Below are 14,063 nucleotides of genomic sequence, written 5' to 3'. Positions count from 1 at the left end.
TAATTTACGCCAAACAGCCAACCTTTAATAAAAAAGCTAAAATAACTAACCAGGGAGACAACTGTGCTAGAAAACAACATAGCATATATTATATCGATCGCACTACCCCCCATATCGTAACTTTTTATAATAAAATAAAATATAATTGTTAAGAGTATCTTACTGATTATAATTATTCCATACTGCATATCCTTTTCTTCCAACCTTTTTTGATACTGTATAAGATATATCAGGCTATCAGAAAATGATAAAATAGACAAAGCAATAAAAATTTTCCAACTCAATAAATTAAAATAATTTATAATACACAATAACAATATACCCATAATCATATGAGAAAGAAATGTAACATTAACGATGCCGCAAAATAATTTATATCTGGATTCTTCTGTAGAATATTCGTAGTAATATCTTGCGTATCCGGATTTAAATTCTAGCGATAGTAAAAAAGATAAAAATACATATATAGTCATGTACAGTCCATATGCACCCATATCATTCATGCTTAAAGTATTAGCAATATATGAAAAAAATAATACAGATAAAATTTTTTCAATCATCAAAAAAATAGTATATAAAGATATCGTCTTAAGAAACCTTTTAAGCATTCTCTACTTTCTTAAAAACATAGAAATACCCCAAGGAATTATTTTTATATTTATTTTTAAACACCTTTAATCTACCTATTAGATCTAGAAGTCTAAAAATTACGTTTATCGGCAAGTAAAATATAGGGCCCAAAAAGGGTTCTATCCTGAGACTACTTAGTGTATTTCGTATAATTGATATAAAACAAAAGCCTACGTTTGCAAAATCTCCGCCATATGTATCATATCTTATAAGTTCTAAATTTACTTCTTTTGCTAGCTTAATCATGGCATTTGGAGCAAATCTAAAAAAATCAAAGGGGGGATTATGTATGCTTGCATTTTGCGCTTCAAGAGCAAAATAATACCCACCATCTTTAAGCACTCTTGAAATTTCATAAAAAGTCTTCTTAATATAAAAAGAATCATCTAAAACAAAAACTGTCATAATTGCATCAAAATTATCATTCTCGCAAGGGATATTTTCAGAGCTACCTATTATATCCGGATTTGCATATTCGCATTCACACACATCAAGACCTACGTAATCAGATTTTTTTAGTAATTTCTTATATGGTTTTTTTCCGCAACCTATATCTAAAATTTTATACTTAGAATCAAAAAAAGAATCTATTGTCGCTATATATTTTATAACGTCTTTTAACAAGAATCTATATCCGGTAATCAAAGAAAAATGTCTGTCAAAATACATCTTTATGTCCCCTATATGTTCCTTCGACCAAATTATTAAAAAGCCATCTATTGTTTTTCATAAAGCCTTCGTAAATTTCTTTAGTCTGTATATTTTGTAAATACCTATGATCCGAGATAAATGTTAGAAACATTTTCCAACTGCCTTTATATTTTATTTCAAATACTCCATCTCCCATATCTAGAATATCGGTATTGTTATAGCTTTCATAATAATTCGCGCATTCGCTAAAAGTAGCATACCAAACATATTTGTTTCTTAGATATCCAAAAAGAAAATCTAAAGAGTTTATGTCATTATAAATATTCGGCATTTGTATCTTACCATCAAATCTCGTTCTAAAAAAATGCTCCGCTATACTTACAGCCTGACCACACTTAATCATATGCTCTAGTCTATATAAATTTAAAAAATATTTTGCTGCGCTTTTTACGGGGTTTTTGCTATAATTAAACATATCTCCCGACAAATTTGACGGCATCTCGATTATATTATAACCATTGTACTTCAGGCTGATATTATTTATAAACGACCTATAGTAAAAAGACCACCATTTAAATCCGCACTCGCACAATCCATCTATCAAATCATCTTTAAATTTATAACCAGGGCTTCTTCCGCCATGTACCTCATATCCAAATCTATCTTTAAATTTAGCTAAATCGCTTTTTATGATATCAAAATACTCTTCTTTGCTATATTGATCAAACTCACAACACCAAGTACTCGGATCTAGTGTAGAATTTATTAGTCCATGATCGTGTCCGTGATAAGCTATTTCATAGCCGCAATCTAATATAAAATTTAAAAATTCCTCAAATTCAACCCTCTCAAAAATATCGTTAATTATAGATTTATCTTTATCCCAGTAAGCTCCTTTGCCAAATGGTAAAAAAAATGTGATTTTTATTTCGGGATATTTTTGAAGTAGGTTTTTATTAAGGTAGCTAAAAATAGATCCGTCGTTTGTTGTGCCATAGCCCGCATCGAAAAATGGGAAAATTTTTTGATGCTCTTTTTTAAAATATCCGTCACACAAATCATCTATTCCCAATAAAATCGGCGATAAGCAATCGTCTTTCCATTTAGCTTTTTTAAGCATCCGTACCCTTTGTTTTTTGATAGTATAAATACATATGGTCAAATATAGATATTTGATTTATTGGGGTATAAAAATCAATAAAATTCATAAACTTACCAAATACCTTTGAGGCGATAGGTATCTTTTTAAATGGATTAAACATACCGCCTGAAGTATATTTTGTTTTTCGCAACACAAATCCTTTCTCGGATATAAATTTATCCAAGAATACCTTGGAATAAAAATTTAAATGCTCCGGCTGGCTAAACATATGCCATCTGAAATTTATTTTATATAGCAATTGAGCCTTAAAACTATGCAGATAAGGAACCATAATCACTAAAACTCCATTTTCTTCTACTAGCTGCGTTAATCTATCTAGTATAGGCACAGGCTCTTTTAAATGTTCCAAAATGGCGTAGCAAGTCACTGCGTCAAATTTTTTATCTTTAAAGTCTATATTTTCTATAAATTCCTCGTAAACGTTTAGTCCTCGTTTTATTGCTACTTCGGCGCTTGATTTTGATAGTTCGATACCGTATTTTTCTATGCCCGTATCAAAGTGCATCAAAAAATCTCCCGTTCTGCAACCAAGATCCAGTACACTATTTATACTCGGTTGTATAGAATGTATAACCCTTTTTTCATTATCCCAGTATCTATCTTTTTTAAAAGTTACATCATACGAGCTTATGTTTTTATCTCCTAGGCTATCATATAGCAACCTAAGATCATAATCGTGCTCGTTTATATCAAAAAAATAGCACTTACAACTATTGCAAAAATACAACGTATAGTCCAAACTGTTGTATATACTTCGCATTTTTTTTAGCGAAGCGACATCGTTTGCTTTGCAAAATTTACATTGCATCTAAAACCCTTTTTGTTTTATCATATAAATCATCCAAATTTCTATTCTTAAATAAAATCGTTCCTGTTGGTCTATCGCATACATCGCTTGCTATCGCAGGACATTTAAAATATAAAGCCTCTCTAATGCTAAGGGCGTCACCATCGGTATTAGTAGGTCTTATCATTAGACTAACCTTTTTAAATATAGGCCAAAGCTCTTTTTGCCCAGTCAGAAAATAAAAACTTTCCTCTAAATTTAACTCTTTTATTCGCAGGCGCATTTTATCTATATACTCCGTATTGACCTTTTCGTTTGCTAGCGCAAAAATAAATCCCAAATTTGGATAGATATTTTTTAGCTTAGCCGTGAGTTCTATACATATATCAAGTCCGTATAGGTCGGTATTTTTATAAAAAGATATTTGAAATGCGTTTGCCGTTATTATCTGCGTCTTACTTCTTATAAAATTGTAAAAAGAATCGGGATAGGTAGCTAAAATTTTATCTTCCTCCTCTAACGGCGGTGGCAAGAAAGCATGCTCGATTATAATGCTTTTTGGAATATGCAAATCTCTACTTTTGTAATCGTCTAAAATATGCTTATTAACCACCACCAAAACATCTATGCAATGAAAAAAGACTCTATAAATCAACGCCTTAAATTTAGAGCTCTCCTCAAACAACCTTGGATTATGGCTAGTAGCAATTAAATCAAAATTTTTAAAAAGTCTAGTAATCATAAGCACAAAAACTATCGTCATACTAAACGAGTGAATATTTACAGCTCGAAATTTTGTTTTGCACAATACCGCAAACAAATCGATATATTTCTTAAAACCTTTCTTGGATACATCAAATACTTGCGAATTATCTAGCGACCTACTCAGTCTATAAATATAAACCGACACTCCGCCAAGAGGAGGCGGATATGGTCCGATTATTAAAATTTTATCGTATTTTTTAAGCCTATCTTGCACTAACGAACTCATATCAAAAACGAAATCTCCGTCGTCTGCACCATATCCCAAAGCTCTATCGGCCAGCTTTTGCCTTTTTTTAGAGCCCCAAATAGCGCCTCAAGCTCTTCGAGCTGTCCCTTTTGACTTACGTTTGTTGAAATTTCTTTTACCCCCACTCCGTATCCTTTAAGGCTTTTATAATCATCTAAAATGATGCTCTTGCCGTCGAAGTGGATCTCCATAAATTCCTTACTTAGCTCCTTACTGCCGTTTGCAAAATACTCGATGTTTGCCACCGAACCATCTTTGTATTTTAAGACGATGGATTTGTTATCCTCGGCGCTATATTTTTCATTGCTCGGCGTGATGGGCTGCGAAAATACGCTCTGTATCTCGCTGCCCGTTAGCGCCGTCATCAGATCTATTATGTGGCACGCTTCGCCCACCATTCTACCGCCGTTTTCGTGCACCCAGTGATCCATCGGTATGTAACCCGCGTTCATCCTATATCTGATTATCATCGGATTTATTCTAGCGCTCGTGTGCTTTTTTATCTCCTGCGCGTAAGCGCTAAATCGTCTGTTAAATCCCACGAATAAAAGGGGCTTGTCGTCTCCCCCTTCGTAAAATTTCTTTATCTTTTCCAGCTCATCTTTGTTTGTCGCAAGCGGCTTTTCTACAAATACGTTTTTGCCTGCCTCAAGCGCCTTTAAAGTAAGCTCTGCGTGGCTATCGTGCCTTGTGGAGATGATCACCAGATCAACGTTTTTGTCATTTAAAATATCGTCTAAATTTGAAGTAGCGTAGTTCGCTCCGTATTGCTGCGCCACCGCCTTTGCCTTATGTCCGCTTCGGTTCATGATCGCGTAAATTTTATATTTACCCGTAAGCTTTGAGATATTAGGCAGGTGCATACCGGTGGCAAATCCGCCGACTCCGACGAATGCGACGTTTATCACATCCCTGTTTACTGGCGCGGAGCTTATGATGATTTTTTTATCGTGATTTAGATAGCTATCAAGCTCGGCTAAATTTGCCTCGCCGTAGTCAAGCAAAACCATAAGCGGCTTATTCTGCGATGTTTGCAGCGACTCAAACGCCTCCGTTACCTGCTCGATAGGGTATTTTGCGTCTATGAGCTTATCCAGCTTTATCAAATTTTCATTTACCAACCTTAGATACTCGCTCATATTTCGATTTTCAGTCCATCTGACGTAGCTAAACGGATAATCAAGCCCCCCCTCTTCGTAGCTCTTATCGTAGCGACCGGGACCATAAGAGGTGGAGATGAGAAAATCGAGCTCCTTTTTATACATATCCTCTCTATTGATCTGCATGCCGGCAACGCCTACGAGCACCACTCTGCCCTTTTTCTTGCACATCTGAAAACTTTGCGATAACGGCTCGCTGCTGCTCGTGGCGGCGGTAAATAGCACGCCGTCGGCGCCGTATCCGCCGCTCCAAGATGAAACGACATCCAGTAAATCGTCTTTTGACGGGTTTATGACGAGCTCGGCGCCATATTCCTTTGCTATCTGCAAGCGCCTATCGTCAAAATCGCTGACCGCAACTCTCACGCCTGAAATTTTAAGCATCTGTACCGCAAGAAGCCCCAAAATCCCAGCTCCCACGACTACGCAGGTCTCGCCCAGCCTTAGATCGATCCGCCTAACGCCCTGCATCGCTATGCCGCCGAGCGTCACGGTGCAAGCTCGCTCAAAGTCCATATCCTGCGGCATTTTCATAACTAAATTTTTAGGCACGTCTACGTATTCTGCGTGGTTTGCAAGCCCTGCACCGGCTGCGGCGACGCGCTCACCGATCTCAAAATTTGAAACGCCCTCCCCGACTGCTATGACGACGCCGCTAAGCGAATAGCCGGTCGGATTTCCGCTATCAAGCTTGCCCTTTACCTTCGCATAGACGCTGGCTATGCCGTCTGATTTCACCATATTGATGACTTTTTTTACGTTCTCCGGCTGCTCCAAAGCCCTTCTGATTAGGCTTTTACCGCTATTTGATACGCCGCTTATCTCGGTGCCCGCCGATATGCAGCTATTTACCACCTTAATAAGAACACATCCCTTTGAAACGCTTGGAGCGGGGATCTGCTCTGCTAAAACCTTACCTTTTTTAACTATTGCTTGTATCATTTTACAACCTTTATTTGTTTTAATTTTAGTGCCGGCTTTTCTATAAAATGCCAAGAAACGCAAGCCACCGCGAGCGTCGCGGCTACCACTATGAGATATAGCCATAAAGAGCCGCCAAAGCCCAGACTAATTAAAATTTGAACTATTAGCATATGATAAAGATATGTACTATAAGAGAGATCGGTGCTTCTGGCCATCTTTAAATTTGTATAAGAAAAAGCCATGCTAAACATGGCTAACGCTAAAAATACAATTTGAAATACGGTAGAAATTTCTAGGCCCCTTTTATAATCTCCAAGCCCGATTCCAAACTCTATAGCCACAAAACAAAATATCAAATAGAACGCAATATAAAATAAGCCGTAGCCTACGAGATATTTTTTTATATCCAACCAATAAAGTCTCATAACCATGCCGATGATAAATATCCACAAAAACGGCAAGCATATGAGCTCGAGAAGCTTATTTAAATTTGAAGCAGAGTAAAAATTTTCATCGGCGATTGCAGGAATTATCATTGATGTAAAAAATAGAAAAACTAACAATAAATTTCTTATGATTACTTTTCTAATACACAAAATAAACGGAAGGAGGATATAAAACGATAGCTCGACGCTAAGCGTCCATAAAACGCCGCTCGGATAGGAGCTAAAAAAGCCGTCGTAATTATATAAAGCGTCGTTTTTTATACCGATTATAAAGCCCGCTATACCTGAAGCGGCGGTAATGACATACAGCACGAAGTATTCTACGTATTTTAATATCGAGATATAATTAAAATTTTTGCCCACGTACATAGCTAGCTCAAGTACTAAAATATTTACGAATAGAGCCGGATATATTCTAAGCGCTCTTTTTATAAAATACTCTTTTAAATTTCCGCTATTTAAATAACTATCGGTAATTAAAAATCCTGAAACCAAAAAAAACAATGGGACGCCGGGAAATAGCCTAAGAAATTTATCCACGTGCCCCCCCCACAAGAGCGGTATTTTTAGCCATTCTGTCGAGTGCATATATACCACTTGTAAAGCAAAAAGTAATCTAAAAAAATTCAGATGGTTATTTCTATCTATTACTTTTTGAAAGCTCATTTACAAATTCCGCAAAAATCCAAAACTTCTTTTTCTATTTTTAGCCCTTTAAATTCCTTATGTCCGACCAAAAATACGATAATATCCGAAATTTCAATAGCCTTTTTATAATCCACTATCTCAAAATCTTTATGAGCCTTGATATTGGGCTCCACAGCGACTACATCGACGCCGTCTGCGATCAGACGTCTAGTTATATTTAGCGCAGGCGACTCTCGCAAATCGTCGATATCGGGCTTAAAAGCAAGCCCCATGCACGCGACTTTAGGCTTTCTGCCGTTTTGCAGCTCAAATTTCAAAGCGGCGTTTTTGATCTTTTCTATGCTCCACTCGGCTTTGTGATCATTGACCTCTCTTGCGGATTTGATCAACCTCGCTTCGTAGCCGCCCGCATGGACGATAAACCACGGATCGACCGCTATGCAGTGCCCGCCTACGCCGCAGCCCGGGTTTAAAATATTAACTCGCGGATGGCGATTTGCTAGCGAGATAAGCTCCCAAACATTGATGCCGAATTTATCGCACAAAATGCTAAGTTCGTTTGCAAAGGCTATGTTTACGTCGCGGAAAGAATTCTCTGTAAGCTTTGACATCTCTGCAGTCTTAGAATCCGTCTGCAAAACGCTACCACTAACGAATTCTTTATAAAATTCCGCTATCTTTTTAGTAGCAATTTTTGTAGTTCCACCCACGATTCTATCGTTTTGCGTAAGCTCTTTTAAAATTTTACCTGGCAAAACTCTCTCCGGGCAATGAGCGATATAAATTTTAGAAATATCAACACCGCCATTTTTTAAAATTTCGCCTATCTTTTCGGTAGTACCTATCGGCGAAGTGGATTCTAAAACTACCATATTATCGTCTTTTACGTATGGTATTATAGATTTTGCCGCACTTATGACGTAGTCGATATTTGGCACGTATCCGTCTCGAAACGGCGTCGGAACGGCTATGATAAAAATGTCTGCGAAATCAGGCTTAACGTCTGCTTTTAAATTTCCGCTCTGCACTGCTTTTTTAACAAATACGTCAAGTTCCGGCTCGACGATATGAATTTTACCCTGATTGATCGTATCTACGACGCTCTGCACTACATCAACGCCATGGATTTTATAGCCCCTATTTGCCAAAAGTGCTGCTGTCGGCAGCCCTATATATCCAAGACCTAAGATGCAAACTTTTTTCACAATATTCCTTTTAAAAATTCCAGTATTTTTTTACAAGCTTTACCGTCACCATATGGGCTTACACTTTTACTCATTTTATCATATTCATCTTTTAAATTTAATAATTTTTGCACCTCTTTTATTATATTTTCGCGCTTGGTGCCGATAAGCTTCACACATCCTGCTCTTATCCCTTCAGGTCTTTCGGTAGTTTCTCTGATAACTAAAACGGGCTTGCAAAGGCTCGGTGCCTCTTCCTGGATGCCGCCACTATCTGTTACTATCATATATGACTTGCTCATGAGATAGACGAAACTATCATACTCTAGCGGATCAATTAAAAATATATTCGAAATGCCCGATAAAATTTCTCCCACAGGCTTTCTTACATTTGGATTTAGATGCACGGGGTAAACGATGTCAATATTTTCATTTTTTAGCGCTATTTCACGTAAAGCCTCACAAATATTAACAAAGCCTTCTCCGAAATTTTCTCGTCTGTGTCCTGTAACGAGAATAAATTTTCTATTGCTAAGCTTATATTTGTAATTTATAAAGGATAAAATTTTATTTTTTAGCAGCTCGTTGTTTTCAATTTTATCTATCGTCCACAAAAGTGCGTCTATAACGGTGTTGCCGCTAACGATTATATTTTTTGAATCTTTGCCTTCTTTTAAGAGATTGTCTCTCGCATCGACAGTCGGCGCGAAGTGATATTTGACTATGAGCCCCGTCATCTGCCTATTTATCTCTTCAGGAAACGGCGAATAGATATCATGCGTCCTAAGTCCAGCTTCTACGTGAGCAACATCTATTTTTTGATAATACGCCGCCAAAGAAACGGCATAAGTAGTAGTCGTATCTCCATGCACAAACACGATGTCTGGGGTATATTCGCTAAATACATCGCGCATACCAAGTAAAACACCCGACGTAATATCATATAAATCCTGCCCTTGCTTCATTAAATTTAGATCGAAATCAGGCTTTATCTCAAAAAATTCAAGCACCTGATCAAGCATCTGTCTGTGCTGGGCCGTGACGCAAACCTTTACCTCAAATTCCGAGTGCTTTTGAAATTCCTTTATCAACAGAGCCATCTTAATGGCCTCTGGGCGCGTTCCAAATACTATTAAAATTTTTCTTTTCGTCATAAACTCCCCTAAATATTAGTTTTTGCCCAAAGTCTATATAGTAATATTAAAATTATTCTTTTTTCCTTTTATACACATCTATTAGTTTACCGTGCTCTACCAGCTCATATTTATCGCGAACATCATCAAAAAGATTTAGTAATATTTTTAATTGTATAATCCGCCGCATAACATCGTTTGGTAGCCATTGATTATTATAAACATCGAAAAAACGTCTCTCTTTTAGCTCTTTATAATATACATTAAAAATGTCAGTATCAACATATAAGATATCGGCTTTGGAATTTATGAGATCTAAAACTTCATTGTATTCATCATCAGTTATTATAAAGGATTTTAGTTCAAAATACTTTAACCCACTATATTTTTTACTAAAGAATTGTAACATATTGTCATATTTGGATATCATATATAACTCATTTGAATTTTTAGAGTACTTATTTATAAGTCTTAAAGCATCGTCAAAGCGCTCAAATGAATAGGTAGTAATAATACCACCTGCTCTTTCATGATCCCATTTATAATTTCTGTGTGTAGCAAAAGTATTTTCATATAGTGCCATTTGGGATATATATTCATAGCAGTATTTGGCATAAGCAAATATAAGTATAGGCGCTATTATGATATATAAAATATTTCTAATTCTTTTAACTATGAAATGAAACAATATCAGCATGGGTAGTGCAATAATAGCAAAATTTATATTATCAAAATTTCCCTTCCATACAAAAAGAACACATAAAAATTCAGTATAGAAAAGTAAAAATATATAACTTAAAAGATAATTCGATCTTTTTAGCTCCACATAAAACCATATAAGCCCGAGCCAAAGCAGAGATATAGCAAATAATAATAGCATGTAAATTGACATACTGATAGGGAGAGAATAAAAGCCATCTAAAAAGTATTTCGTAGATGGATTATCCATGAGTGGATATTTTATACAAGCAATTATGCTAAATAATATAAAAATTATAAAGATCCAAAGTTCTTTTAGATCAACCCTTCTGCGCTCGATAAATTCTAATACATATTTTATTATAAAAGTACCAACTATAGATAAAAATAGGAATAGTCCAAAATCCTTTACTAAAAGTATAGATAAAATCCCCAATGTAAAAACTATAGCTATGTAACACGTTCTTGATTCTTTAAATTTCATAGACCAAAAAAGCATTAATGCTATTAAAAGATCAAAGAAATGCCTAATATAGACATGTGTTGGAGCAAAATGATAAGAATGAAACCCTATGCTAAAAAAATATATGCTAAAGAGAATTGTAAAAATAAATCTAATAAAATAATTTTTAGTAAATAAAATTATAAATGCTATAGAAATAATATAATATGTTAAATTAATTATATTCTTTGCCTTGTCAAAATTCTCTACGTTTATACCTCCCAAGCTCTGCATAATAAATTTTACCGTGTAAGCACTCAAAAATCCATACTGAGAAAAAATCTCAGATTTATTTCGGCCCAGGTCCAGCTCATTTACGGCATTCAACATAAAGGGGGCTTCATGCCAAAAATAACGATTTATAAGTTGTGTCTGCTGTTCATAAAGATTATCTGCGATAAAATTAACTTTTTCCTGCAGTTTGTCCAGAGAGTCTGCCCAAAATAAAGGATACGCATCCCAAGCATCTATATCTTGACCTTTAATTAAAGTATCAAACATAGTCATATTCATGTCTTTATTATATAAAGTAGAAAATTGCAAATTATGAGCATCGCCATGAATTACACTATATTTACAACCGCTAGATATAGATTTACATTTTGAAACTATATCGTTATAAGAATTGTATTTATACATAGATGATTTTAGGGGCTCAAAGATTAAATTCTGCTTTATATATTCGCTATTTTTAACAAATTTATTACCTATTAGTGTTTCTTCGTCTATATTTTTAAATTCATTAATTAATTTAAAATCTGTAAAAATTCCGTATATAAAAAATATGACTTGCACTAAAACTAATAATATAACAAATGAATTGATTAAATATTTTATAACATTATTCATCACTTCCTCCAGATTTATATCTTATGAACCAAAGCAGAATAGTAAATACTATCGATGTAATAAATATATAAAATATATAAAAAAATAAAACATTATTGCTTTTTGCTAAAAACGATAAACCATAGTCATTATAAGCATACTTGTGGCTACTAAATTTCTCTGCCGGAAAGAGAAATAAATAAATTAGAGCATTTATTAAAATATAATAGACGAATATTTTTATTAAAGTAATTCTCTTCACTATTTGACCCTTTCATATATATTTATCGAATTTAGACTCCCTGATCTATCGATCGGCATAACTCCTATCTGAGGAAAGATGGCAAAAACATACTTTATCGGCCCCTCAATAACAACAACATCACCCATACTTATACTTTGCGATACATCATCCAAATCATCGCTGCTATATATATTTGCACCATCTCGTTTTACATTCTCTAAAATTATTCCATTCGCATCAAGCCAAGTTTTTAATTTTTTATAATTTTCACCGATCAAAGCACTATTTTGTATTATTACTTCCATTTTGATAGCTCCATTTTTATACTTTGGAGCATATTCTAAATAACTGGGCACTACAAAAGATCTAATAAATTTATATTTACCCTCTTTAACCCACTCATTCATAGTTTTATGAAATTCTTCTTGCATAAAATGATCTTTTTGTAAAAATCTCTTGTGAACCTCAAATGCCAAAGCAGAATATTGATACAATACCACGTTATCGCTCGGATTATTTATAAAATCTTCGTATTCTTTATTTGCCAGCTTTGTAGGCACTACATCAAACCACTGCGTCATCAATTTATATGGTGGAATTTTATTGTTTAATAGATACATTATAGGAAAGTTAAAAAAGTAAAAATCTTTATCAGAGTTGGATTTTTTACCAACATATTCATGAAAAAAATCTAAAATTTCAGAAATTTTCTTATCCATTTTTATACCCTTTAATTGTGGATAAGAAGCCTCACTATCTGCCCGAAATATACTTGGTTGATAATTCTCTAACCAATTATATGGATTTAATAGCTTACTATAAAATATTAAAGCCATTATAAAAAGCATCCAGAATAAAAATATCGCCCTTACAAAATTTCTTAAATTTTGATTTAATATATATGCAAAGGCAAAGCTCAGGCAAAGCAATATAGTATTCATGTCTAGCGCATACGAAGTTAAGGTACCACTATATACTATGGCCGTAATGGCTAGCGTCATAAATTTATATTCTTTAGATTTATAAATTTTAGCATTTTTAATAATAAATACCATGGTAATTATAAATAGTATTATAGATATAGAAAAGCCAATATAGATATGCTTGCTAGTAAAATGAATTATAAAATATCCAAGCACTATAAAAATTGCACCTACCATTGCGAATCTTATAGGACTAGCAACATCATGCATTATTTTCATCATAGTTTTATCATATATACAACAAATACAATCAAAGTATCTTTTTAATACTAGTATAAAAATAAATATAGTAAATGCCACAATTAAATTCTTAAATAATAATGGCTCAAAAATAAACCTCGTCGCTATCGTCCATAGACTTCCTTTTGAATCATTATCTGTTATTGATGAAGGATCAAAAGGCATGATGAAATTTATGGATGCAAAGAATATAATAGTAAAGAGTAGTAAAAATCCTATTCTTTTAAAATAATCTTTTACGCTACTAGATATAAAAGCATAAGATACAAAAAGACTTGCAAAAAGAACCAATCCCACATTTTGCTTTATGAAAAAAAGTAGGACTAGAAATAAGATTCCAAGTATTTGATATATGATGCCTTTTTTAGAATTCTCGTTCTTTATGGATCTTACTAGAAATAATAGAGTAGAAAATTCTATGATGAAGACGTAGGTATGATAGTCTTTGGCAATATACGACCCGCCAACGATCCATAGTAAGCTCGCAAAAATTGCTGCTACAGCGCTGCTTACCCTAGAAAAAAACTCCCTCAAAACAGCATAAAGCAAGATCACCTGTATCATTGCGGCCACTACACCGATGCAGGCAAAAGCAAAGAAATTTATCCCGAATATTTTTTGATAAAAGGCATTTATATAAACAAATAACGGAGTCCATGCTAGATAAAAATCTTTATTGATCACTTCTCCTTTATTTACTAAATAAGCATAGGTTTCCCACCAGCCTTCTTGGAGTGAGAAGTAATGGTTAAAGATGAGGATATGTAGGATTAAAACTGCTATAAGAGATAAAGCTGTTATAAATTTTTCTAAACGTATATCATTCATAG

General features: G+C 34.4%; 10 protein-coding genes. All 10 read right to left on the bottom strand.

Features of this window, described 5'->3' with window-relative positions:
- Nucleotides 1-600: 600 nt before the first annotated feature.
- Nucleotides 601-1,299 carry a class I SAM-dependent methyltransferase gene (locus QZ367_RS00850; protein ID WP_291936037.1) on the bottom strand — a complete coding sequence of 233 codons (699 nt, stop codon included), beginning with the start codon at nucleotides 1,297-1,299 and terminating at the stop codon, nucleotides 601-603.
- On the bottom strand, nucleotides 1,289-2,401 hold the full coding sequence (locus QZ367_RS00845; RefSeq protein ID WP_291936034.1) for a hypothetical protein: 1,113 nt from the start codon (nucleotides 2,399-2,401) through the stop codon (nucleotides 1,289-1,291). The genes QZ367_RS00850 and QZ367_RS00845 overlap by 11 nt, the downstream gene beginning before the upstream one ends.
- The gene (locus QZ367_RS00840) at nucleotides 2,394-3,104 is read right to left on the bottom strand and encodes a class I SAM-dependent methyltransferase (protein ID WP_291936032.1); all 711 of its coding nucleotides are present in this window, start codon (nucleotides 3,102-3,104) and stop codon (nucleotides 2,394-2,396) included. The genes QZ367_RS00845 and QZ367_RS00840 overlap by 8 nt, the downstream gene beginning before the upstream one ends.
- Nucleotides 3,105-3,240: 136 nt before the next feature.
- Nucleotides 3,241-4,221, bottom strand: coding sequence for a glycosyltransferase (locus QZ367_RS00835; RefSeq protein ID WP_291936029.1), 981 nt, complete (start codon nucleotides 4,219-4,221; stop codon nucleotides 3,241-3,243).
- Nucleotides 4,218-6,344, bottom strand: a complete 2,127-nt coding sequence (locus tag QZ367_RS00830) for a bi-domain-containing oxidoreductase (protein ID WP_291936026.1) — start codon at nucleotides 6,342-6,344, stop codon at nucleotides 4,218-4,220. The genes QZ367_RS00835 and QZ367_RS00830 overlap by 4 nt, the downstream gene beginning before the upstream one ends.
- Entirely contained in the window at nucleotides 6,341-7,438 is a 1,098-nt protein-coding gene (locus tag QZ367_RS00825) for an acyltransferase (RefSeq protein WP_291936023.1), read from the bottom strand. The genes QZ367_RS00830 and QZ367_RS00825 overlap by 4 nt, the downstream gene beginning before the upstream one ends.
- Entirely contained in the window at nucleotides 7,435-8,628 is a 1,194-nt protein-coding gene (gene wecC / locus QZ367_RS00820) for a UDP-N-acetyl-D-mannosamine dehydrogenase (RefSeq protein ID WP_291938108.1), read from the bottom strand. The genes QZ367_RS00825 and wecC overlap by 4 nt, the downstream gene beginning before the upstream one ends.
- Nucleotides 8,622-9,758: a non-hydrolyzing UDP-N-acetylglucosamine 2-epimerase gene (gene wecB / locus QZ367_RS00815; protein ID WP_291936020.1), complete on the bottom strand. Its 1,137-nt coding sequence runs from the start codon at nucleotides 9,756-9,758 to the stop codon at nucleotides 8,622-8,624. Before wecB ends, wecC begins: the two co-directional genes overlap by 7 nt.
- Nucleotides 9,759-9,810: 52 nt before the next feature.
- The gene (locus QZ367_RS00810; protein ID WP_291936017.1) at nucleotides 9,811-11,787 is read right to left on the bottom strand and encodes a hypothetical protein; all 1,977 of its coding nucleotides are present in this window, start codon (nucleotides 11,785-11,787) and stop codon (nucleotides 9,811-9,813) included.
- A 240-nt stretch (nucleotides 11,788-12,027) separates the two neighbouring features.
- Complete coding sequence (locus QZ367_RS00805) at nucleotides 12,028-14,061, bottom strand: glycosyltransferase family 39 protein (protein ID WP_291936014.1); 2,034 nt, start codon at nucleotides 14,059-14,061, stop codon at nucleotides 12,028-12,030.
- Between the last annotated feature and the right edge of the window lie 2 nt (nucleotides 14,062-14,063).

The organism is Campylobacter sp. (genome assembly GCF_019423325.1).
Taxonomy (GTDB): Bacteria; Campylobacterota; Campylobacteria; order Campylobacterales; family Campylobacteraceae; genus Campylobacter_B.
Note: the sequence above shows the minus strand (reverse complement) of the source record. Positions and strands in the feature narration are given on the sequence as shown.